Genomic DNA, 21,877 nt, shown 5'->3' on the forward strand with positions numbered 1-21,877 from the left:
CACCGCGGCGTCCAGCGCGCGCTGCAGGGTGGCGGCATCGGGCAGCTGCGCCTGGCGCGCGCGCTGGGTGGCGGCGCTGGGCAGGTAGCGGGCCGCCATGTCGTAACTGTCCAGCGCGCCGTCGACAATGAGCTGCTGCAGTGCCGGACGCAGCCGTTCAGAGGCCGCCAGCACCGTCTGCGCATCGTCGCCGCGCAGGGTCAGCACATACCGCACGTCCGGCGCGCCCAGCTCGCTGCGCAGCTCGGCATCGCGCTGCAGATCCTGCGGGTCGACCGGGGTCAATCGCCCCAGATCGTTCTGCCAGAAGGTGCCCGGCGCCCAGAACAGCGCCGCGGCGGCCGCCAGCGCCAGCGCGGCCAGCGACCAGCGCGGCCGCGGCAGCCGCTGCACCTGGCGCCAGATCCGCGCCAGCAGCGCCGAATCGGCGAAATCGCGGGTGGGCGGGTCGACCAGCGCCGGCAGCAGGTAACGCGTGGCCAGCGCCGCGGCCACCAGTGCGGTGATGGTGAACACCGCCAACTGCTTGAGGCCGTCCACCCCGGAGAACAGGAAGGTGAGGTAGGCGATGCAGGTGGCGATCACCCCGGTGCCCAGCGTCGGCCACAGCGCGCGCACGTTGTCCCAGGGCGACCGGCCGGGGCGCTGATGGCTGAAGAAATGGATCGGATAGTCCTGCACCACCCCGATCAGGGTGAAGCCGAAAGCGATGGTGATGCCGTGTACGCCGTCAAAGCCCAGGGCCACCGCGCCAAGCCCGGCCAGGCCGGCGGTGGCCAGCGGCAGGAAGCCCAGGATCGGCATTTTCCAGCTGCGGTAGGCCACCCACAGCAGCAGGATCATGCCCAGCGTATCCAGCGTGCCGATGGCGCCGGCCTCGTTCGCCGTGCGATTGCCGATCTTCACCGAGAACGCGCCCGGCCCGCTCAGTTCCAGGCGGCTGCCACTGTCGCCGGCGACCTGCGCAAAAGCGTGCTGGATCGTGTCCACCGCCGCTTGCTGGCCGCTGGGATCAAACCCGGCCGCCTGCGTCTGCACCAGCAGCAACGCCTGGGTGCCGCTGCGGTCGAACCACACCTCCTCCGGCCGCTGCGGCGCGTTGGCCGGCTGCAACGATTCGGCCACCCGCAGGATCTGCAGGGTCGGGTCCGCGGCCAGCAGCGGCTCGACCAGCGCACCGGCCGGCGAGCCCAGATCCTGCACCCGCGCCTGCAGTTCCTCGCGCAACGTCGCGGCCGAGAACGCATCGTCCGGCAGCTCGCCCAGCAGATAGCGGTAGGGCAGCAACCGGGGCGGAATCGCCTCCAGTCCGGCCTGCTCGCCATTGCTGACCAGCTCGAACTGCGGGTCGTCGGCCAGCTGCGCCCGCAGCGCCTGGGACTGCGCGGCCAGTTCGGCCGGGGCCGCGCCCGACAGCGCCACCAGCAGCAGGCGGCTGCCGGGGCCTTCGCCCAGCTCGTCCAGCAACAGCTTCTGCGCCGGGGTCTGCGCATCGGGCATGAACTTGCGCAGGTCGCCACTGACCTGCATCCGCGCCCCGATCCACGCGCTGGCCAGGGCCAGCAGCAGCAGCCAGCCGATCGCCAGAACGATGCGCTGCTTCGACGACAGGCTCAACGCGCCCCACCGTCGTGGCACAACGCCGCCAGCGCGTCGGCATCGCGCACCGTGGCCGCCGCCGCGGCGGCGCCGCCGAGCAGGGTGCGCTGCAGATCGCCCTTGGCCGGGCGGGTTTCAATGCAGCGCAGTTCGTTGCCACGGCCACGCAGGGTGATTGCGGCCACCCGCTTGGCGAGCGCTTCGCCGCGCGGGATCAGCACCAGCTGCCAATGCTGGGGCGTGCCCTGCGGCTGCAGCCGGTAACCCTGCTCCAGCGCCGCCAGGTCGCCGGACAGCAGCGCCCCGAAGCTGGCCTGCAGGTCGCCCAGTTCCGGCACCCGCTGCAGCGCGAACACGCGCGGCGGCTTGCCGGCGCGGGCGATGCTGACCTTGCCGTCGGCGATGGTGGTGGTTTCGGCGTAGGGCGCGCGCACCTCGCGCACCAGCGTGGCGGTGTCCGGACGGCGGTATTGGCCTTCCACCCGCAACGGCTCCTTCAGCAGTGCCGAACCGCGCAGCTCGACGAAACCGGTCTGGCTGGGCGCCGGCTGCGCCAGCTGCTGCAGGATCCAGCGGGCCTCAATCCCGCTCGCCGATGCCGGCAGGACCACGCTGGCGACCAGCATCAGCAACGCGCGGCGGGTCCATCGGGGCGGGAGAAGCGCAGTCATCGGCATGCCAGAAGTCATAGAAATTGAACCAGTTGTAAGGGGCACTGCGCAGCCGCAGCTCCAGCCGTGCGGCGTAGCGCTGCACCAGCAGCGCCAACGCCCCGGCCCGTTCCCGCCGCGGGATGTCGATGGCGTCATCGAACGCCTCGAACACCAGATCGTAGCGGTTGCCACCGCGATACAGGCCGAACGCCAGCACCACCGGCACTTTCAGCACGGCGGCCATCAGCCACGGGGCGGTCGGCAACGGCGCCGGCGCGCCCAGCAACGGCGCGGCCAGCGACGGTTCGCCGGGCCGGGCGCGGTCCACCAGCAGCGCCACCAGCGCGCCTTCGTCCAGCGCCTGTTTGATCGCCAGCACGATCGAGGGGCCGTCCTGGCCGGCATCGATGATCCCCGCCGCCAGCGTCGGGTCCAGCTCGGCCAGCACCTCGGTGATCGCCGCGTTGTGCGCCTTGTCCAGCAGCACCCGCAGCTGGATGTCCCGGCGCTGCCGGCCCAGCGCGCGCAGCGCGTCGAAGCTGCCCAGGTGCGAGCCGAACACCAGCACCCCGCGCCCCTGGTCCATCGCCGCGTGCAACTGCTCCAGGCCGAAGTGGTGGATGTCGAACAACTGCATGCGCCCGCCGAGCATGAACACCCGGTCCAGGATGGTGGCGGCAAAGGTATGGATATGCCGGGCGACCTCAGCCACGGACGCGCGGCGCCCGTGCACCCGGGAAAGGAAGGCCCGCGAGGCCCGCCGCTCGGCGCCGCGCATCAACAGGAAATAGACGGTGATCGGGTACAGGCAGAGCCGCGCGATACCGCGTCCGCCATGGCGGGCGATGCCGGCAATCAGCCGGATCGCGGCGCGGCCCCCACCTTCGGGGCGACGCTTCCAGTCGACCTCGCTCATGCCGCGGCAACCGGCGTGACCACCACCAGTTCGCCGCGCACCAGCAACTGTTCATCACGCAGCACCGTGAAGCGCCAGCGCGGCGCAGCGCCTTCCAGTTCGATGGTCGCGGCCTGTCCGGGCAGCAGTGGCGCCATGAACTTCACCTGCGGCAGGCGCAACGCGGTGACCGGCAGGCCGGTTTGCCGCGCGATCGCCCGCAGCACCTGTTCCAGCACCACGACGCCAGGCACCAGCGGGCGGCCGGGAAAGTGCCCGGCCAGGCAGGGGTGGTCGCAGGGAATGGTGAATTGCATGGCAGCCATGACAGCCTCGATGGTCGCCAAGGATACCCGGCGCGGCCGCCGCTCAGCGCAACAGGTCGCGCCAGAACGCCGGCCCGAGCTGCGCCATCTGCCGGGCGAACTGGGCCGGATTGCGGTCCGGCCGTTGCGGAAACAGCCGGGTCCGCACCGCGTATTCCAGTACGAAGAAACCGCCGATCAGGCCCCAGTTGGCGATATTGGCGCACCACGACCACTGCGCATGGCTGACCGGCCACCACGGCTGCAGGCCGAACGTGACCAGCAGGCCGCCGGGCACCGCACTGGCCGCCAGCCCCAGGTTCAACGCCGCCAGCAGCACCAGCACCGCCGCCCACGCGGCGGTCAGGCGCCGGGTATAGCGTTCCAGCGCCGCCGTCACCGGCATCCCGGCATGCTGGTACAGCGCGCGCATGATGCGCCCGATCAACGGCACCCGCGCTGGCGCCAGCGTGCGCGCGAAACCCCACGCCACCAGCAGCGGGAACACCACCGGCGGGGCCAGCAGCAGCATCCACGCCAGCGGCGACCCAGCCAGCCACAGCAGCGCCAGCGTGCACAGCCCCAGCGCCGGCAGCGCCCAGCGCCGCCGTTGCGCCAACGGCGCCAGCAGCACCAGCAGCACCAGACTGAACATGGCGCCGGCCGCCCAGGCACCGCCGGCACGCAGGCTGGCCAGGTGCGACAGCAGCGGATACGCCAGCAACAGCAGGCCCCGGAGCAGCGCCGCCGCTACGCCGTGACCGGCCCCGGGCGCGGCAACCATGGGGTCCACCTCAGACGGTCTTGTTGGCGTCGATATGGGCGGAAAGCGAACGCAGCGAGGTGAAGATGCGCCGGTTGTCGTCATTGTCCGAGCGCAGCTGGAAGCCGTAGCGCTTGCTGATGGCCAGTGCCAGTTCCAGCGCATCGATCGAATCCAGCCCCAGTCCCTCGTTGAACAACGGCGCCTCCGGATCGATCTGTGCCGGGGTGACGTCCTCCAGGTTCAGGCTTTCCACCAGCAGTTCCGCCAGGGCGGCCTCGGATCGGGATTGTTGCGACATGTGTACAGGTCCAGCGACAGTTGCGGAGGCGCAACGATCCGGCATCACCGTCGATAGCGCAACCGGGGCGGAAATCGCCGCGCGCTATCATGTGCCATTCCGGTAATACCCGATTTGCCAACGCATGATGTTTCCCGCACCGCCCCTGTTGTTGCCCGCCACGCCTGTGCTGGGGGGCCAGGCCGTTCCGATCGCCCTGCTTGCGCCGCGGATCGCGCCATGAGCACCGTTTCTTCCGCGATGGCCGCGGCGGCAATGACGGTGGACTATGTGCCAGCCACGCAGCTGCCCGCGCTGCTGGACGACCCCCGGGTGCTGGCGATCTTCGGTTTCCATGCCGGCGCTGCGGCCCCGGCCTGCACCGATCCACGCTACCTGCAGGTGGGCCTGCAGGCCTATGGCGCGCCACAGCTGGAAGTCTGGCGCAGCCGCACCCCGGTTCGCAGCGGACGCGACGGGCACGGGGTGGCCTGGGCCAGCGATGGCGCGCTGATGTTCGGTGCGCTGCAGATCGATGAAACCGCCGCTGGCGGCATCCTGGGTGGCTCGCAGCAGGCGTATACGCAGCTGCTGGCGGCCCTGGCGCGGCATGGCTACCCGCATTTGCTGCGGATCTGGAATTACCTCGATGCCATCACCGAGGGCGAGGGCGACCAGGAGCGCTACCGCCAGTTCTGCGTCGGCCGCGCCCGCGGCATCGGCACGATCGATGCGGCCACCCTGCCGGCGGCCACCGCGATCGGGCGGGTCGACGGGGTGCGTGTGCTGCAGGTGTACTGGCTGGCCGCGCGCGCGCCCGGCATTCCGCTGGAGAATCCGCGCCAGGTCAGCGCCTACCGCTACCCGCGCCAGTACGGGCCGCAGCCGCCCAGCTTCGCCCGCGCCATGCTCGCCGCGCCGGGCAGCGAACTGCCGTTGCTGTTGTCCGGGACCGCCAGCGTGGTCGGCCACCACACCCTGCACGCCGACTGCACCGCCCGCCAGCTCGAGGAAACCTTCACCAACTTCGACGCGCTGATCGGCGCGGCGCGGCAGCACGCACCCGGCCTGCCGCCGCAGTTCGGCGCCAACAGCCGGCTCAAGGTGTATGTGCGCGACCGCGCCGAGATGGCGCAGGTGGAACAGCAGCTGTCACAGCATCTGGGACCGCAGGTGCCGCGCATGCTGTTGCACGCCACGGTGTGCCGCCGTGACCTGCGGGTGGAGATCGACGGCGTCCACGGCGGCTGAGCCGCACGCGTCAACCCTGCAACAGGGCCAGCACCGCGTCACGTGGCAGCTTGCCGGTTTCATTGCGCGGCAGCTGCGCCACCTTGCGCAACGGCCGCGGCAGGAACACCGGGTCCATTTCCGCCCGCAGGGCCTGCAGGATCCGGCTTTCCTCGCAGCCGGGGGCCACCACCAGCGCGGCAATCCGGCCCACCGGATGCCCGGGCTCGGGCGCCAGTTGCACCACCACGCCATCCTGCACGCCCGCGACCGCCAGCAGGCGCCGGGTAAGGTCGCCCAGCGAAGCACGCTTGCCGGCGATCTCCAGCAGGTCCGCGCGCCGGCCACGCAGCACGAAGCGCTCACCGGGCAGCAACTCCACCAGATCGGCCAGCGTCACTGGCAACGGCAGATGGGGCGCATGGACCCGGGTACCGTCCGGCTGGGGTTCCAGGCGCACCCCGGGCAACAGATCCCAGGCCGCCTCGTGGGCGGTGCGGCGACGGGCGAAGATGCAGGTTTCGGTGGAACCGAACACCTCGCGCACTTCGATGCCGAAGCGCTGCTCGGCGGCGATCGCCAGGTCCTGCGGCAACGGCGCGGTCGCGGTGACGATGCCGGCCAACGGCGGCAGCCGCACCCCGGATTCCACCAGCACCCGCAGGTGCACCGGCGTGGTCACCAGCAGCCGCGGCGCGCTGGCCTGCGCCAGCGCCTGCGCCACGTCATCGGGGAAGAACGGCTTGCCGGCATGCATCCGGGCCGGGCCGAGCAGCGGCAACAGCACCGACATCTCCAGCCCGTACATATGCTGCGGCGGCACGGTGGCCACCACTTCCGGCAGCGTGCGGCCCCACAGGTCCTGCAACGCCTGCAGATTCTGTGCGGTGCTGGTCTGCAAGCTGCCCCAGGTCTTGGGATTGGGGGCAGGGGCGCCGGTACTGCCGGAGGTGAAGCCGATCGCCACGCACCGGTTTTCTTCCAGCCACGGCATCGGGCCCTGCGCCTGCGGCAAGGTCGCGGGAAGGCGGAAATACCCCGGCGGCGCCGGATCCAACGCGCTATCGCCCACACACCAGGTCTCGGCATAGCGGCGCTGCACGTCGGCCACCACCGCGATCGCCCGTGACGGCGGCAGCAGGTTCACCTGCCCGCGCAACGCCACCGCGCAGAACGCCACCAGGAACCGGTAGCGGTCTTCGCACAGGTTGATGGCGTGCCGGCCTTCGGGCAGCAGCGCAGCCAGGCCGTGGACGTGGGCCAGGAACGTGCGCAGATCGACGTCGATCCCGGCCACGCGGGCCAGCCCACGTTCCAGCCCGCCGACGGCGAGCGGATAACGGCGCGGCGACATGAAATCCTCAACAGCGACCGGCATGCGGCTACATCCACCTGGCAACGGGAACCGGTCCGCTCAGGGGCGCATGCCGGGGCGGCTAGCTTGGCGGCGGGCGCGGCCACTGGCAAGCCACGCCACGGCTCAGTGATAGCCGCTGTCGGCGGTGACCTTGCCGCGGAACACCCGGTACGACCACGCGGTATAGCCCAGGATCACCGGCAGCAGCACCAGCAGCCCGACCAGGCTGAAGCCCTGCGACGAGGGCGGAGCCGCCGCCTGCCACAGAGTCAGTCCCGGCGGTACCAGGTAAGGCCACATGCCCAGCACCAGGCCGATGAAGCCCAGCACGAACAGCCCCAGCGACAGCAGGAACGGCGCAAAGTCGCGCTGCGGATGCAGCGCATTGCGCCACAGCGCCACCGCCACGGCGAGGGTCAACACCGGCACCGGCGACAGCCACCAGAAATTGCCACTGCTGAACCAGCGCGCCATCAGCCGCGAATCCAGGAACGGCAGCCACGCGCTGACCAGCCCCATGAACACGATCACCGCCACCACCAGCGGCCGCGTCAGCATCCGCGCGATCGCCTGCTCCTTGCCGGTGGTCTTCAGGATCAGCCAGGTGCTGCCAAGCAGCGCGTAGCCGAACACCACCGCCGCTCCGGTCAACACCGAAAACGGGCTGAACCAGCCAAACGCCCCGCCGACATAGCGCCCGTCCAGCATCGGCAGGCCCTGCACGATTGCCCCGAGCATCACCCCCTGGGCGAACGCGGCCAGCAGCGAGCCCAGGGTGAAGGCCACGCTCCACAGCGCCCGCGAACGGTGCGCCTTGAAACGGAACTCGAACGCCACGCCGCGGAATACCAGCCCGATCAGCAGCATCAGCACCGGCAGGTACAGCCCGGACAGGATCACCGCGTAGGCGCCGGGGAACGCCGCCAACAGGCCGGCCCCGCCCAGCACCAGCCAGGTTTCGTTGCCGTCCCAGATCGGCGCGGCGGTGTTCATCATCAGGTCCAGCTGCTGTTCGTTGTCGGCAAACGGCGCCAGGATGCCGATCCCGAGCACAAACCCGTCCAGCACCACGTACATCAGCACGCCAAAGCCGATCACCGCGAACCACACCACCGGCAGCACCGTTGCCATGTCCATGCTCAGCCTCCTTCCAGCGGTTCATCGACGCCGGAAATCGGCCGCGCCGGGGTCCGTTCACCACCCTCCATCTCCGGCGGCCGCTCATGCGGGTTCGGCCCGGTGCGGGCGATTTTCACCAGATACCAGATGCCCCAGCCGAACACGAAGGCATATGCCAGCACGTACACGGTCAGCGACAGCGCGGTCATCCAGGCCGTTTGCGGCCCGACCGCATCGGCAGTGCGCAACACCCCATACACCACCCACGGCTGGCGCCCGATCTCGGTGACAAACCAGCCCGATACCAGCGCGATGAAACCGGCCGGCAACATCAGGTTCCACGCCCGCTGCAGCCAGGGCGACTGCAGCAGCCAGCCGCGCCACCAGGCGAACGCCGATACCCACGCCAGCAGCAGCATCAGCACGCCCAGCCCGACCATCACCCGGAACGCATAGAACACCGGGGTGACCGGCGGCCGGTCGGTCGCCGCCACCGCAGTCAGCGGGGCGATGGTCCCGTCACGGCTGTGGGTGAGGATCAGGCTGCCCAGCCGCGGGATCGCCACTTCCATGGCGTTGCGCTCGGCGTTCTCGTCGGGCAGCGCAAACAACAGCAGTGGCACGCCCGCCCCCGGCGCGCCGTTGCGCCAGTGGCCTTCCATCGCCGCCACCTTCATCGGCTGGTGTTGCAGCGTGTTCAGGCCATGCTGGTCCCCGACCAGGATCTGCAGCGGCAGGGTGATCGCGGCAAACGCCACCGCCAGCTTCAACATGCGGGCGGCCGCCTCCACATGCACCCCGCGGCGCAGGTACCAGCCGCCCAGGCCGCCGACCACGAAGCAGGTGGTGATGAACGCGCCCAGCGCCATATGCGCCAACCGGTACGGGAACGACGGATTGAACACCACGTGCCACCAGTTCTGCGGGTGGAGGATGCCGTCCACCATCCGGTAGCCGGCCGGGGTCTGCATCCAGCTGTTGGACGACAGGATCCAGAAAGTGGAAATCAGCGTGCCCAGCGCCACCAGGCAGGTGCACAGGAAGTGCAGCCGCGGCGACACCCGGCCCCAGCCGAACAACATCACGCCCAGGAAGCTGGATTCCAGGAAGAACGCGGTCAGCACCTCGTAACTGAGCAGTGGGCCGATCACGCTGCCGGCCACCCGGCTCAGTTCCGACCAGTTGGTGCCGAACTGGAAGGACATCACGATGCCGGTGACCACGCCCATGCCGAAGGACACCGCGAAGATCTTCTGCCAGAAGAAAAACAGCTCGCGCCAGACCGGATTGCCGGTGCGCAGCCAGCGCCACTCGAGGAACGCCAGCCAGTTCGCGGTGCCGATGGTGAAGGCCGGGAACAGCACATGGAAACTGATGACGAACCCGAACTGGATCCGCGACAACAAGAGTGCGTCCACGCAAATCTCCGGAACGGCCCAAACCCGCGCCAGTTTCCGCCCGCCGGTGTGAGGGCCGCATGTGCCGCCCTGCTGCAGCACAGCACTGCAAGGTGCCCGCCGGGGGCGCGCCGCAATTCCCGCCGCCGCTGCCCGCCATGACCTGTGGCCCAGCCAGCGCCGTGAAGGGACTGCTACGCTTGCCGGGTTTTCCTTATTGGTGCCGCCCGCAATGCCCAGAACGCTGCCGTTGTCCCTGATCCTGCTCGCCGCCCTCGGCGGTACGGCCCATGCCGCGCCCACCCCGATCACGATCGAGCAGGCGATGGCCGACCCGGACTGGATCGGCCCCCCGGTGGAGAGCGCCTGGTGGTCGTGGAACAGCCAGCAGGTGGAATACCAGCTCAAGCGCACCGGCAGCCCGGTGCGTGACACCTTCCGCCAGCCGGTCGCCAGCGGGGCCGCACAGCAGGTGGCCGATGACCAGCGCGACAGCCTGGATGTAGCCAATCCGGTCTACGACGGCAGCCGCCAGCGCGCGGCGTTCGTGCGCAACGGCGACGTGTTCGTACGCGACCTGCGCAGCGGCGCGCTGACCCAGTTGACCCGCAGCAGCGAAAAGTCCAGCGCGGTCAATTTCGCCCGCGATGGCGGCGTGATCTGGCGCACCGGGCAGAACTGGTTCCACTGGACCGCGGCCGCCGGCGTGCAGCAGGTGGCCAGCCTGAAGGCGGAAAAGAACCCCGACGACGCCCCCAAGCCGGACGAACTGCGCGAGCAGCAGCTGCGCACCCTCGCCACGCTGCGCAACGACCGCGCCCAGCGCGAGGCGCTCAAGCAGCAGGACGCCCGCTGGCGCCAGGCCGACCGCACCCGCGCACCGGACCCGGTGTATCTGGGCGCCGAGGTCGAGATCGTCGACAGCGTGCTCTCGCCCGATGCCCGCACCCTGATCGTGGTCACCAAGCCGAAGGGCTATGACGAAGGCCGCGCCGGCAAGATGCCCAAGTACGTGACCGAGTCCGGTTACGAGGAGTTCGAGGACACCCGCACCCGCGTCGGCCGCAACGATCCCGAGCCGCATGCGCTGTGGCTGGTCGATGCCGTGGCCGGCACGGTCAGGCCGCTGTCGCTGGAGGGCCTGCCGGGCATCGGCACCGATCCGCTGGCGGCGCTGCGCAAGGCCGCCGGCAAGGATGCGCTCAAAGGCAACCGCACGCTCGAAGTGCTGGGCGGCCGGGGCGCGCCCGGCATCCGCTGGAGCGCCGATGGCCAGCAGGCGGCGATCATGCTGCGCGCCAACGACAACAAGGACCGCTGGATCGTCGGGGTCAGCGCGGCCAGCGCGAAGCTGGAAACGCGCCACCGGCTGACCGATCCGGCGTGGATCAACTGGGGCTTCAACGATTTCGGCTGGCTGGGCGACGGCCGCACACTGTGGCTGCTGTCCGAGGAATCCGGCTTCTCGCACCTGTACACCCAGCAGGGCACGGCCAAGCCGCAGCCGCTGACCGGCGGCAAGTGGGAAGCCTCGATGCCGGTGGCCAGCGCCGACGGCCGCGGCTTCTACTTCCTGTGCAACCAGCAGGCACCGGGCGACTACGAAGTGTGCGCGGTCGACCGCGCCAGCAGACAGGTGAAGGAACTGACCGCGCTCAACGGGGTGGAGGACTTCTCGCTCTCGCCCGACGGCCAGCAGCTGCTGGTGCGCTATTCCAGCGCCTACCTGCCGCCACAGCTGGCGGTGGTGCCGGCGGCCGGCGGGGCGGCCAGGGTGCTGACCGATACCCGCAGTGCCGCGTTCAAGGCGCGGCAGTGGATCGAGCCGAAGCTGGTGCAGGTGCCGTCCAAACATGGCGCCGGCGTGGTCTGGGCCAAGTACTACGGTCCGGAAAACCCCGAACCGGGCAAGCAGTACCCGATCGCGATGTTCGTGCATGGCGCCGGCTATCTGCAGAACGTGCATCAGCGCTACCCGGCCTACTTCCGCGAGCAGATGTTCCACAACCTGCTGGTGCAGCAGGGCTACATCGTGCTGGACATGGATTACCGCGGCAGCGAGGGCTACGGCCGCGACTGGCGCACCGCGATCTACCGCAACATGGGCCACCCGGAACTGGAGGACTACCAGGACGGCCTGGACTGGCTGGTGGAGACGCAACAGGGTGATCGCGCGCATGCCGGCATCTACGGCGGCTCCTACGGCGGTTTCATGACCTACATGGCGCTGTACCGCGCCCCGGGCCTGTTCAAGGCCGGCGCCGCGCTGCGCCCGGTCGGGGACTGGCACCAGTACAACCATGGCTATACCAGCAATATCCTCAACACCCCGGACATCGACCCGGAGGCCTACCGCATCTCCTCGCCGATCGAATACGCCGCCGGCCTGCAGGACCACCTGCTGATCGCGCACGGAATGATGGATGACAACGTGTTCTTCCAGGACTCGGTCAACATGACCCAGAAGCTGATGGAGCTGCACAAGGACAACTGGTCGATCGCACCGTACCCGCTGGAACGCCACGGCTACACCCGTGCGGACTCGTGGCTGGACCAGTACAAGCGCATCTACAAGCTGTTCGAGGAAAACCTCAAGTAACCCCGCCCCGGCCCGCCCAGCGCGGGCCGGGTGGTTGCAACCCCGCTGGCACGACCGATGTCTCCTGCTCCCCCGATCCGCATCGTCACCGCGGTGATCCTCGATGCCGGCGGCCGGGTGCTGGTGGTGCGCAAGCGCGGCTCGGCCGCCTTCATCCAGCCCGGCGGCAAGCGTGAGCCGGGTGAAGCCTCGCTGGCCACGCTGGCGCGCGAACTGGGGGAGGAGCTCGGCGTGGAACTGGACGTGGACAGCGCGCACCGTCTGGGCCAGTTCGAGGAACACGCGGTCAACGAACCCGGCCGCCGGGTGCAGGCCGAAGCGTTCCGGATCCAGGTGCGGGGATCGCCACGGGCGCGGGCTGAAATCGCCGAACTGGCGTGGATTCCCCTGCACCCGCCGCACGGGGTGGAGCTGGCGCCGATGAGCGAACACCACATCCTGCCGGCCGCGCGCGCGCTGCTCGCCGCCGAGGCCGCTGGGCAAGCACCGCCGCTCGGGCGATAGTCCGCCTTGGCCCCCTCCCTGGACGCGCCGTGAGCCCTGCCTCGCTTTCCCCTGACCGCCAGGCCGGCCGCGCCGGTTCGCTCGTCGATGTCACCGCGCGGCTGGCGCTGGTGGTGGCCGTGATCTCGGTGGTCTACAGCGCGATCCAGTTGGGCGTGATCGGGCTGCTGCGACGGGCCGGCGCTGCGCAGTGGTTGGCCGCGCACAATCTACCGCTGCCCGCCGGCCTGGACTGGCTGCTGCGGCACGCCGGCACGCTCGGGGTGCTGATGCTGCTGGCGTCGCTGGCCCTGCTGGCGGTGGGATGGGGCCTGCTGGCACGGCGCGAGTGGGCGCGAACCGGATTCATCGGCTTCCTGCTGCTGACCGCCGTGGCCAACTTCGCCTGCCTGCCGCTGATCCAGGCCCTGTTCAACGGCCTGGCCGGGATGTTTCCCGCCGGCATGCTGCAGACGCCGCAGGGCCAGGAATTGCTGCTGCAGCTGCAGGTCAGCCGCTGGATCTGCCTGATCACCGGCGCCGCCACCGCGCTGGCGTTTGCACTGCTGCATGGTTGGCTGGCGCTGAAGCTGGGAAAACCCGACGTGCGCGTGCAGTTCCATTGAACCGCAGCGCCCTGCAGCCGCGCCACGGGCCTGCGTTAAAGTACCGCCATGAATCAATTTGAACGTGTACGCGACTATCTGACCGGGCTGCAGGACCGCATCTGCGCCGCCATCGAAACCGCCGACGGCCAGGCCCGTTTCATCGAAGACAACTGGCAGCGGGCCGAGGGCGGCGGTGGCCGCACCCGCATCCTGCGCGAGGGCGCGGTGTTCGAGCAGGCCGGGATCGGCTTTTCCGATGTCGCCGGTACGCGCCTGCCGCCGTCGGCCTCGGCCAACCGGCCGGAGCTGGCCGGGGCGTCATGGCGCGCCTGCGGCGTGTCGCTGGTGTTCCATCCCCGCAATCCCTACCTGCCCACCACCCACGCCAACGTGCGCTATTTCCGCGCCGAGCGCGATGGCGAACACGTCGCCTCGTGGTTTGGCGGCGGTTTCGACCTGACCCCGTTCTATCCGTTCGACGAGGATGTGCGCCATTGGCACCAGGTGGCCCATGACCTGTGCGCGCCGTATGGCGAAACGCGCTATGCCGAGCACAAGCGCTGGTGCGACGACTATTTCTTCCTCAAGCACCGCAACGAGACCCGCGGTGTCGGCGGGCTGTTCTTCGACGACCTGCATGGCGACTTCGAGCAGGATTTCGCCTATCTGCGCGCGGTGGGCGAGGGGTTCCTGGATGCCTATCTGCCGATCGTCGAGCGCCGCAAGGACACGCCCTATGGCGAGCGCGAGCGCGAGTTCCAGCTGTACCGCCGTGGCCGCTACGTGGAATTCAACCTGGTCTATGACCGCGGCACGCTGTTCGGGCTGCAGAGTGGCGGCCGCAGCGAAAGCATTTTGATGAGCCTGCCGCCGCGGGTGCGCTGGGAATACGGCTACGTGCCGCAGGAAGGCAGCGCCGAAGCACGGCTGGCGGCTTACCTGACGCCGCGCGACTGGCTCGACTGAGCGGCGCGGTCAGTTTTTCGGCTGCTGGAGGATGGTGATATGGCCATTGGTCTCCAGCAGCGCCAGTTCCACTTCGCTGATATCGGCGCAGCCCTGTTGCCGCATCGCCACATCGAAGTCGGCCTTGCTCACCAGCTCGCGCCGCAGCACGTGGATGAACACGCGGCCGGAACGCGCCAGCACGACCGGTTCGCCTTCCACCATGCGCTCCACGCGCGGAGAGCGCGCGGTGAACCAGCCCACTGCATAGTTCAACAGCATCAGGGTCGCCGCCAGCAGCAGGCCGCCGGCCAGCGAGGTGTCCTCCCCCAGCAGCGCGTTCTGCACCGCATTGCCGAGCAGCACGATCAGCAGCACATCGAACGGGGTGAATTGCCCCAGCGCACGCTTGCCCGACAGCCGCACCATGCCCAGCACCACCACGTACACCACGACCGCGCGCAGCACGAACTCCCACCACGGCATCGCCAGCGTGAAAAGATCCGACATCGTCATCCCCAAGTGGGCCAGCACTGACGATAGTCCGCCAGCGGCCCTAAAAGCCATGCGCCGGGAGTGATGGAACCGCTCAAAAAAAAAGCCCCGCCGACCAGGGGGGGGTCGACGGGGCTCGGGAACGGAAACTTGGGGAGAAATTCCCGTTCCGAGATCTGCTCCAGGGGATGGGAGAGATCCACGACAGGTATTGCGCCTGTCGAAGGACATAAGAGCACTTTGAACATTGATGGTTNCCCGTTCCGAGATCTGCTCCAGGGGATGGGAGAGATCCACGACAGGTATTGCGCCTGTCGAAGGACATAAGAGCACTTTGAACATTGATGGTTCGTGAAGAATTGCTTTGTTATCCGGAAGGATTAAGGAGCGATTCATCCCCTTGAAAACAAGGCAAAAAGTGAATGCGGAGATTGATACGCAATGTTCCACCTCCACCCCTAAAGAACGGCAAATCCTCGTTCCGCCCAGCGCGTCACCACGTCCCGGTGCCGCCAGCCGCCGCGCTCAGTGCGCCTCGTCCCAGTTGGCGCCCACCCCCGTATCCACCACCAGCGGCACCCGCAGGCTCGCCGCTGCGCTCATCCGCGACACCACTTCGTGGCGCAGCGTGTCGATGAAGTCGACATCGGCCTCGAACACCAGTTCATCGTGCACCTGCAGCAGCATCAGCGCGCGTTCGCGGTGATCGGCCAGCCAGCCGTCGACGCTGACCATCGCGCGCTTGATGATGTCCGCCGCCGTGCCCTGCATCGGTGCGTTGATCGCGGCGCGCTCGGCACCGGCGCGCAGGCCCTGGTTGCGCGCGTGGATGTCGTTCAGGTACAGCCGGCGGCCGAACAGGGTTTCCACATAGCCCTGTTCACGTGCCTGGACACGCATGCGCTCCATGAAGTCGCGCACCGCCGGATAGCGGCTGAAATACAGCGACACGTAGTCCTGTGCCTGGCCACGGTCGATGCCCAGGTTCTTGGCCAGACCGAACGCGCTCATGCCGTACATCAGGCCGAAGTTGATCGCCTTGGCGGCGCGGCGCTCGTTCGGCGTCACCTCCTCCAGCCTGCGTCCGAACACTTCGGCCGCGGTGGCGCGGTGCACGTCGGCGCCCTGCTCGAACGCACTGATCAGGCCCGGATCTTCGGACAGGTGGGCCATGATCCGCAGTTCGATCTGCGAGTAGTCGCAGGCCATCAGCTTGCGCCCGGGTGGGGCGACGAAGGCCTTGCGGATGCGGCGGCCGTCTTCGGTGCGGATCGGGATGTTCTGCAGGTTCGGATCGGACGAGGACAGCCGCCCGGTCGCCGCACCGGACTGGTGATAGCTGGTGTGCACGCGGCCGGTGTCGGGATTGACCATCTCCGGCAGCTTGTCGGTGTAGGTGCTGCGCAGCTTGGCCAGCCCGCGGTATTCCAGGATCACCCGCGGCAGTTCGTGCTGCTCGGCGATCGCCTCCAGCGCTTCTTCGTTGGTCGAGGGCTGGCCCTTGGGCGTTTTCACCAGCGCCGGCAGGCCCAGTTCCTCGAACAGCACCGCGCACAGCTGCTTGGGCGAATCCAGGTTGAAGGTGCGCCCGGCCAGCACGGTGGCCTTCTGCTGCGCGGCGAGCATGCGTGAGGACAGGTCGGCACTTTGCCGGCGCAGCTCGACCGAATCGATCGCCACGCCATTGGCCTCGATCCGCGCCAGCACCGGCACCAGCGGCATCTCGATCTCGCGGTACACCGTTTCCAGCGACGGCTCGGCGGCAAGTTTTGCCGACAGCACCCGATGCAGGCGCAGGGTGATGTCGGCATCTTCGGCGGCGTAGCCACCGGCCTCGTCGATCCCGACCTGAGCGAAAGAGATCTGCTTGGCGCCCTTTCCGGCCACCTCCTCGAACTTGGTGGTGGTGTAGCCCAGATAGCGCTGCGCCAGTGAATCCATGTCGTGGCGGGTGGCGGTGGAATTGAGCACGAAGCTCTCCAGCATCGTGTCATCGGCATAGCCACGCACGTCGATGCCGTGACGGCGCAGCACATGGATGTCGTACTTGCCGTGCTGGCCGAGCTTGCGCTTGCCGGCGTCTTCGAACAGCGGCTTCAGGGCCGCCAGCACATCGGCCATCGGCAGCTGTGCCGGGGCGCCGGGATAGGTGTGCCCGACCGGGATATAGGCCGCCTTGCCGGCTTCCACCGCGACACTGAGGCCGACCAGGTTGGCGCGCATCGCATCCAGGGCATCGGTTTCGGTATCGAAGGCGAACTCGTCGGCCGCCTGCAGGCGCTGTACCCAGGCCTGCAACTGCTCGGCAGTGAACACGGTTTCGTATTCGCCCTTGGCCGCCAGCGCCGGATCGATCTCGACGGCCGCTGCGCTGTCGCTGGCCTTGGCGTAACCGGCCGCGGTGCCGCGCAGGCTGACCTTGCTGTCGTCGACCGCCGCCGGCGCCGCAGCGCCGCCCAGCTCGCGCAGGGCCTGGGTGAACCCGTAGCGGGTGTACAACTCCCGCAGCGTGGGCACGTCCTGGTCGCGCAGCTGCAACTGGCGCGGGCCGCAATCCAGCGCCACATCGGTCTTGATCGTCACCAGTTCGCGGTTGAGCGGCAACCGCGGCAACGCCGCACGCAGGTTCTCGCCGATCTTGCCCTTCATCGTCGGCGCCGCGGCAATCACCCCATCCAGCGAGCCGTATTCGCCCAGCCACTTGGCCGCGGTCTTGGGCCCGCACTTGTCGACACCGCGAACGTTGTCCACCGCATCGCCCATCAACGCCAGGTAATCGACGATCTGCGAAGCCGGCACCCCGAATTTTTCAATCACCGCGGCATCCGAGTCGGCGCGGCTGCCGGTCATGGTGTTGACCAGCGCCACGCCCGAGCGCACCAGCTGGGCGAAATCCTTGTCGCCGGTGGAGATGGTCACCTCCAGTCCGTCGGCAGCCCCCTGCAGGGCCAGGGTGCCGATCACGTCATCGGCCTCCACGCCGGGAATGCGCAGGATGTCGATGCCCAGGGCCTGCACGATGTCGCACATCGGCTGCACCTGCGGGCGCAGATCATCGGGCATCGACGGCCGGTTGGCCTTGTAGTCGGGATACAGGTCGTCGCGGAAGGTCTTGCCCGGCGCGTCGACCACGAACGCCACGTATTCGGGCTTCTCCTTCAATGTCGCCCGCAGCATGTTGACCACGCCGAACAGCGCGCCGGTAGGCTCGCCAGCGGCATTGGTCAGGGGCGGCAACGCATGGAAGGCGCGATAAAGGTAACTTGACCCGTCAATCAGGACTAATCTGCTCATAGCGTGATTCTACGCGGCCGGTCCGCACCTGGTCCCGGCGCGCGGCGCATAATCAAGCCGGTATTCCCCTCGCATGGAGCCCTTCATGAAAAACCTGCTGCTGTTTTCCCTGCTGGCACTGGCCGGCTGCGCCAGCACCGGCGGTACGGGTGAGGCCCCGGTGGACGTCCGCGGCGCCGACGTTGCCAGGCGCGTCCAGGACAATGGCGACACCATCGAGGAATACCGCATCAGCGGCCAGTTGCGGATGGTCAAGGTGACCCCGGCCCGCGGCGCGCCGTATTACATCTACGACCGCAACGGCGATGGCCGCATGGACAGCGACAAGGACGGCGTCTCGCCGGTGTACTGGAAGCTGTACAGCTGGTAATCGCGGCGACCGCCACGGCCAGATTGGAACGGCAATTGCATTGAAGATGGCACTTTCCATCTCCAGCTTACGTTCCATGAATTCGACCGAGCGCCGTCAGCCCCCGGAACCCGTGCAGTTGCGCGACGGGTTCACTCCGGAACAACAACAGTCCGTGGAGACGCTGGAACATTTCGGCTGGCAGTTGCGGTTCGTGCGACGGCCGCTGTTCCGTGATCCGGTGCCGGTGCTGTTCGACCGCGGCGACAGCCGCTACGTGGTGCTGCGTGCCGATGGCAGCCTGGACGAATCGCAGACGCTGCCGCTGCGCGCGCCGCGCAGCAGCGTCGTCAACTGGCGTCGGGCATAAAACCGTACGCCGCTGCCGTGGGGCGCGAAGCCACGCCCGCATGCGGGCAGCACGTGTCACGCTGCGACGGATTTTGCCGTGTCGCGTCAACCGCCGTCGCTTTATTGAAATCCCGGGACCCGCCCGTGGCACCTGCCGGACCGCGCCACCGGCGCGATTTCCCGCATCGGACCTGAATGATTCAGCGGATGACCAGCACCGGCAGTTTGGTGCGCACCAGCACCTCGGTCGTCTGGCTGCCCAGCAACACCCGGGTGACGCCGCGGCGGCCGTGGGAGGTCATCACGATCAGATCGCAGCCACAGGTTTCGGCAGTTTCGATGATGCCGTCGGCGGCGTAGCGGTCGAGCACATGATGCGAGACCACGTTGGCGATACCGCTCGCGCGGGCAACGTCGACCGCCGGCTGCAGGATCTTCTGCGCGGCATCTTCGCGGTCTTTCTTGTATTCCGGACTGGTCTCGTAACCGACGCTCCAGCCCATCGCGTCATACATCCCCACCGCCCACGGCTCGGAAACGGTGACGATATCGACGGCGGCACCGAGCTGCGCTGCCAGCTCCAGACCTTTGTCCAGCCCCCTGGCGGAGAGGTCGGACCCATCGGTGGCAATCAGAATGCGCTTGTACATGGCCTAGCTCCTGGCTGTCCGCGATTGCGGGTCGCCACCATGACACACCGGGCGTGCAGGCCGGGCATTGACCTGGATCAATCCCGGCGGCGATGACGCACCCGGCAACGGCAGTTGCTGGGCGCCCGGATCACAGCGGCTGCAGGTTGGCGTAGGCCATCACCAGCCATTTGATGCCGGCGTCGACGAATTCCACCTGCACCCGGGCGTGGCCACCGCTGCCCTCGTAGTCGGTGACCATGCCTTCGCCGAACTTGGGATGGCTGACCATCGTGCCGAGCCGGAGTGGCGGGGCTTCCAGCGCGGCGTGGCCGGGATTGCGCGAGGCGCCCAGCGCAGCCGGGCGCGAGACCTGCACCTTGGGCCGCACCTCGTTGAGCAGTTCACGCGGGATCTCGCGCAGGAACCGCGAGGGCACGTTGTAGTTGTCCTGGCCGTGGATGCGCCGCGACTCGGCATAGCTGAGCACCAGTTTCTGCCGCGCGCGGGTGATGCCGACGTAGGCCAGGCGGCGCTCTTCTTCCAGCCGCCCGCTTTCCTCCAGCGACCGCGCACTCGGGAACAGGCCATCTTCCATGCCGGCCAGAAACACCAGCGGGAACTCCAAGCCCTTGGCCGAATGCAGCGTCATCAGCTGCACGCCCTGCTCGTCCGCCTGGGCCTGGCCTTCGCCGGCTTCCAGCGAGGCGTAGGCGAGGAAGGCCACCAGCTCGCTCATCTCTTCGCCGACTTCGGCGATGTCGTCTTCGCGACGGGTGAAACGCGAGGCCACCGATACCAGTTCGTCGAGGTTGTCGGTACGTGATTCGGAATCCAGCGCGTTGCGGCTTTCCTTGGACCAGTGCTCGCGCAGTGCCGAGCGCAGCAGCACATGGTCGATACGCTCGGCCAGATCCATCTGTCCGGTCTCGGCCGTGAGCTGGCCGATCAGGCTCAGGAATCCGGCCAATGCATTGCGCGCGCGCGCGGCCAGCGCGTTGCCCTGGGTCACCAGCATGGTGGCTTCCCACAACGACAGCGACTGCTCGCGCGCCACCCGGCGCACTTCGTCCAGCGTGCGCTCGCCAATGCCGCGCGTGGGCGTGTTGACCGCGCGCTCGAAGGCTGCGTCATCGTTGCGGTTGGTCATCAGCCGCAGGTAGGCCAGCGCATCCTTGATCTCGGCGCGCTCGAAGAAGCGCATGCCGCCATAGACGCGGTAGGGCAGCTGCGCGGACAGCAGCGCCTCTTCGAACGCACGCGACTGCGCGTTGCTGCGGTAAAGCACGGCGACATCGCCATAGCTGCCGCCATCGCGCACCCATTGCCGCGCGCGCTCGGCCAGGTAGCGCGCCTCGTCCATCTCGTTGTAGGCCGCGTACAGGTCGATCGGATCGCCGTCGCCGCTGTCGGTCCACAATTCCTTGCCGATGCGCCCCGGGTTGTGCGCGATCACCGCGTTGGCCGCGCCGAGGATATTGGCGCTGGAACGGTAGTTCTGCTCCAGGCGGATGGTCTGCGCGCCCGGAAAATCCTTGAGGAAGCGCTGCACGTTCTCGACCTTGGCGCCACGCCAGCCGTAGATCGCCTGATCGTCGTCACCGACCACGAACACATGGCCCGAATCGCCGGCGAGCACGCGCACGAACGCGTACTGGATGGCGTTGGTGTCCTGGAACTCGTCCACCAGGATCTCGCGGAAACGGGCGCGGTAATGCGCCAGCAGCGCCGGGTTGTCGCGCAGCAGTTCATGCGCACGCAGCAGCAGCTCGGCGAAGTCGACCAGGCCTGCCCGGTCACAACGCTCCTGGTAGGCGGTATAGGCCTGGCGCAACGTCTCGGTCCAGGCATCGTGCGGTTCGGGCTGGATATGTTGCGGGCGGCGGCCCTCGTCTTTTTGCTGGTTGATCCACCACGCGATCTGCTTGGGCGGATATTTGCCGTCGTCCAGTTCCAGCTGCTGCACCACGCGCTTGACCAGACGCAGCTGGTCATCCGAATCCAGCACCTGGAAGCTTTCCGGCAGTTTCGCGTCGTGCCAGTGCAGCCGTAGCAGCCGGTGGGCCAGGCCGTGGAAGGTGCCGATCCACATGCCGCGACTGCCGTGGTGCAGTTGCAGGTCGATGCGGTGGCGCATTTCGCCGGCGGCCTTGTTGGTGAAGGTCACCGCAAAAATGCCGTGCGTCGGCACGCCCACGACTTCGTTGAGCCAGGCGATGCGGTGGATCAGTACACGGGTCTTGCCGGAACCGGCGCCCGCGAGGATCAGGTGATGACCGGGAGGCGCAGAAACCGCCTCGCGCTGGGCCGGGTTCAGCCCGTCGAGCAGGTGGGAAACATCCATGCGGCTATTTTACGCCAGTAGTACTAAAGCATGGCCGCAGGCGTGGCTCAGCTCACTGCGGTATCTCGCAAGTGCGGATGCAATCGCATGACAACCCCCACCACACTTTGACACTGGCCTGTAAAGCAGGTTTAGTGATACGGCAGACCACATCAGTCAATCGAGCTGCGCCAACCGCCACT

20 protein-coding genes are annotated in these 21,877 nt (G+C 68.3%); 7 read left to right on the forward strand and 13 right to left on the reverse strand.

Translation table 11 applies throughout. The features are described 5' to 3' along the window. The 6 genes from QZH66_RS09745 to QZH66_RS09770 all read right to left on the reverse strand — a co-directional run. The coding region (locus tag QZH66_RS09745; protein WP_305805749.1) for an MMPL family transporter at window positions 1-1,638 on the reverse strand (1,638 nt) is incomplete at its 3' end. Further along, entirely contained in the window at window positions 1,614-2,225 is a 612-nt protein-coding gene (locus tag QZH66_RS09750; RefSeq protein ID WP_305805788.1) for a LolA-related protein, read from the reverse strand. The genes QZH66_RS09745 and QZH66_RS09750, both read right to left, overlap by 25 nt. Beyond that, window positions 2,179-3,168 (reverse strand): acyltransferase, encoded by a 990-nt coding sequence (locus QZH66_RS09755; protein ID WP_305805750.1) that lies wholly within the window; start codon window positions 3,166-3,168, stop codon window positions 2,179-2,181. Before QZH66_RS09755 ends, QZH66_RS09750 begins: the two co-directional genes overlap by 47 nt. After that, complete coding sequence (locus tag QZH66_RS09760) at window positions 3,165-3,464, reverse strand: hypothetical protein (protein ID WP_305805789.1); 300 nt, start codon at window positions 3,462-3,464, stop codon at window positions 3,165-3,167. The genes QZH66_RS09755 and QZH66_RS09760 overlap by 4 nt, the downstream gene beginning before the upstream one ends. Before the next feature lie 52 nt (window positions 3,465-3,516). Beyond that, window positions 3,517-4,236 (reverse strand): ketosynthase, encoded by a 720-nt coding sequence (locus QZH66_RS09765; protein WP_305805751.1) that lies wholly within the window; start codon window positions 4,234-4,236, stop codon window positions 3,517-3,519. A 10-nt stretch (window positions 4,237-4,246) separates the two neighbouring features. Further along, on the reverse strand, window positions 4,247-4,516 hold the full coding sequence (locus QZH66_RS09770; RefSeq protein WP_305805752.1) for a phosphopantetheine-binding protein: 270 nt from the start codon (window positions 4,514-4,516) through the stop codon (window positions 4,247-4,249). A gap of 240 nt (window positions 4,517-4,756) precedes the next feature. Between QZH66_RS09770 and QZH66_RS09775 the strand changes: the two genes are divergently transcribed. After that, a complete protein-coding gene (locus QZH66_RS09775) occupies window positions 4,757-5,746 on the forward strand; it encodes a pteridine-dependent deoxygenase (RefSeq protein WP_305805790.1) in 990 nt (329 codons plus the stop codon). A gap of 10 nt (window positions 5,747-5,756) precedes the next feature. Here QZH66_RS09775 and QZH66_RS09780 read toward each other — a convergent pair whose 3' ends face one another. The 3 genes from QZH66_RS09780 to QZH66_RS09790 all read right to left on the reverse strand — a co-directional run bounded on the left by QZH66_RS09780 (window position 5,757) and on the right by QZH66_RS09790 (window position 9,619). Further along, window positions 5,757-7,103, reverse strand: a complete 1,347-nt coding sequence (locus QZH66_RS09780; RefSeq protein ID WP_345783841.1) for an AMP-binding protein — start codon at window positions 7,101-7,103, stop codon at window positions 5,757-5,759. A 102-nt stretch (window positions 7,104-7,205) separates the two neighbouring features. Continuing rightward, entirely contained in the window at window positions 7,206-8,219 is a 1,014-nt protein-coding gene (gene cydB, locus QZH66_RS09785; protein ID WP_305805753.1) for a cytochrome d ubiquinol oxidase subunit II, read from the reverse strand. 2 nt (window positions 8,220-8,221) lie between these two features. Then, window positions 8,222-9,619, reverse strand: coding sequence for a cytochrome ubiquinol oxidase subunit I (locus tag QZH66_RS09790; protein WP_305805754.1), 1,398 nt, complete (start codon window positions 9,617-9,619; stop codon window positions 8,222-8,224). Window positions 9,620-9,830: 211 nt separating this feature from the next. On the opposite strand from QZH66_RS09790, the gene QZH66_RS09795 reads away from it, so the two are divergent. Genes QZH66_RS09795 through hemF form a run of 4 tightly spaced genes read left to right on the forward strand, consistent with a single transcriptional unit; the run spans window position 9,831 to window position 14,254 of the window. Beyond that, entirely contained in the window at window positions 9,831-12,197 is a 2,367-nt protein-coding gene (locus tag QZH66_RS09795; protein ID WP_305805755.1) for a S9 family peptidase, read from the forward strand. Between the two features lie 57 nt (window positions 12,198-12,254). Further along, window positions 12,255-12,701, forward strand: coding sequence for an NUDIX domain-containing protein (locus QZH66_RS09800; RefSeq protein ID WP_305805756.1), 447 nt, complete (start codon window positions 12,255-12,257; stop codon window positions 12,699-12,701). 29 nt (window positions 12,702-12,730) lie between these two features. Then, on the forward strand, window positions 12,731-13,306 hold the full coding sequence (locus QZH66_RS09805; protein ID WP_305805757.1) for a hypothetical protein: 576 nt from the start codon (window positions 12,731-12,733) through the stop codon (window positions 13,304-13,306). Window positions 13,307-13,354: 48 nt separating this feature from the next. Further along, window positions 13,355-14,254 carry an oxygen-dependent coproporphyrinogen oxidase gene (hemF, locus tag QZH66_RS09810; protein WP_305805758.1) on the forward strand — a complete coding sequence of 300 codons (900 nt, stop codon included), beginning with the start codon at window positions 13,355-13,357 and terminating at the stop codon, window positions 14,252-14,254. Between the two features lie 9 nt (window positions 14,255-14,263). Here the strand turns inward: hemF and QZH66_RS09815 are convergent, their stop codons facing one another. After that, complete coding sequence (locus QZH66_RS09815) at window positions 14,264-14,743, reverse strand: YetF domain-containing protein (RefSeq protein WP_305805759.1); 480 nt, start codon at window positions 14,741-14,743, stop codon at window positions 14,264-14,266. Between the two features lie 510 nt (window positions 14,744-15,253). After that, window positions 15,254-18,022 carry a DNA polymerase I gene (polA, locus tag QZH66_RS09820; RefSeq protein ID WP_305805760.1) on the reverse strand — a complete coding sequence of 923 codons (2,769 nt, stop codon included), beginning with the start codon at window positions 18,020-18,022 and terminating at the stop codon, window positions 15,254-15,256. 85 nt (window positions 18,023-18,107) lie between these two features. Here polA and QZH66_RS09825 point away from each other — a divergent pair, with 85 nt between their 5' ends. Both QZH66_RS09825 and QZH66_RS09830 read left to right on the forward strand, forming a co-directional pair. Beyond that, complete coding sequence (locus tag QZH66_RS09825) at window positions 18,108-18,392, forward strand: DUF2782 domain-containing protein (RefSeq protein ID WP_305805761.1); 285 nt, start codon at window positions 18,108-18,110, stop codon at window positions 18,390-18,392. Between the two features lie 76 nt (window positions 18,393-18,468). Beyond that, a complete protein-coding gene (locus QZH66_RS09830) occupies window positions 18,469-18,741 on the forward strand; it encodes a hypothetical protein (RefSeq protein WP_305805762.1) in 273 nt (90 codons plus the stop codon). 181 nt (window positions 18,742-18,922) lie between these two features. Here QZH66_RS09830 and QZH66_RS09835 read toward each other — a convergent pair whose 3' ends face one another. Both QZH66_RS09835 and uvrD read right to left on the reverse strand, forming a co-directional pair. Further along, a complete protein-coding gene (locus QZH66_RS09835; RefSeq protein ID WP_305805763.1) occupies window positions 18,923-19,372 on the reverse strand; it encodes a universal stress protein in 450 nt (149 codons plus the stop codon). A gap of 130 nt (window positions 19,373-19,502) precedes the next feature. Further along, entirely contained in the window at window positions 19,503-21,695 is a 2,193-nt protein-coding gene (gene uvrD / locus QZH66_RS09840) for a DNA helicase II (protein ID WP_305805764.1), read from the reverse strand. Window positions 21,696-21,877: the final 182 nt, after the last annotated feature.

Origin of the sequence: Stenotrophomonas sp. YIM B06876, from assembly GCF_030711595.1 — a bacterium.
Lineage (GTDB): Bacteria > Pseudomonadota > Gammaproteobacteria > Xanthomonadales > Xanthomonadaceae > Stenotrophomonas.

Bases quoted from the DNA above. Each gene is read 5' to 3' on its own strand.
- QZH66_RS09750 (WP_305805788.1), bottom strand. From the start codon at position 2,225: ATGCTGGTCGCCAGCGTGGTCCTGCCGGCATCGGCGAGCGGGATTGAG.
- QZH66_RS09755 (WP_305805750.1), bottom strand. From the start codon at position 3,168: ATGAGCGAGGTCGACTGGAAGCGTCGCCCCGAAGGTGGGGGCCGCGCC.
- QZH66_RS09760 (WP_305805789.1), bottom strand. From the start codon at position 3,464: ATGCAATTCACCATTCCCTGCGACCACCCCTGCCTGGCCGGGCACTTT.
- QZH66_RS09765 (WP_305805751.1), bottom strand. From the start codon at position 4,236: ATGGTTGCCGCGCCCGGGGCCGGTCACGGCGTAGCGGCGGCGCTGCTC.
- QZH66_RS09770 (WP_305805752.1), bottom strand. From the start codon at position 4,516: ATGTCGCAACAATCCCGATCCGAGGCCGCCCTGGCGGAACTGCTGGTG.
- QZH66_RS09775 (WP_305805790.1), top strand. From the start codon at position 4,757: ATGGCCGCGGCGGCAATGACGGTGGACTATGTGCCAGCCACGCAGCTG.
- QZH66_RS09780 (WP_345783841.1), bottom strand. From the start codon at position 7,103: ATGCCGGTCGCTGTTGAGGATTTCATGTCGCCGCGCCGTTATCCGCTC.
- cydB (WP_305805753.1), bottom strand. From the start codon at position 8,219: ATGGACATGGCAACGGTGCTGCCGGTGGTGTGGTTCGCGGTGATCGGC.
- QZH66_RS09795 (WP_305805755.1), top strand. From the start codon at position 9,831: ATGCCCAGAACGCTGCCGTTGTCCCTGATCCTGCTCGCCGCCCTCGGC.
- QZH66_RS09800 (WP_305805756.1), top strand. From the start codon at position 12,255: ATGTCTCCTGCTCCCCCGATCCGCATCGTCACCGCGGTGATCCTCGAT.
- hemF (WP_305805758.1), top strand. From the start codon at position 13,355: ATGAATCAATTTGAACGTGTACGCGACTATCTGACCGGGCTGCAGGAC.
- QZH66_RS09815 (WP_305805759.1), bottom strand. From the start codon at position 14,743: ATGTCGGATCTTTTCACGCTGGCGATGCCGTGGTGGGAGTTCGTGCTG.
- polA (WP_305805760.1), bottom strand. From the start codon at position 18,022: ATGAGCAGATTAGTCCTGATTGACGGGTCAAGTTACCTTTATCGCGCC.
- QZH66_RS09825 (WP_305805761.1), top strand. From the start codon at position 18,108: ATGAAAAACCTGCTGCTGTTTTCCCTGCTGGCACTGGCCGGCTGCGCC.
- QZH66_RS09830 (WP_305805762.1), top strand. From the start codon at position 18,469: ATGAATTCGACCGAGCGCCGTCAGCCCCCGGAACCCGTGCAGTTGCGC.
- QZH66_RS09835 (WP_305805763.1), bottom strand. From the start codon at position 19,372: ATGTACAAGCGCATTCTGATTGCCACCGATGGGTCCGACCTCTCCGCC.
- uvrD (WP_305805764.1), bottom strand. From the start codon at position 21,695: ATGGATGTTTCCCACCTGCTCGACGGGCTGAACCCGGCCCAGCGCGAG.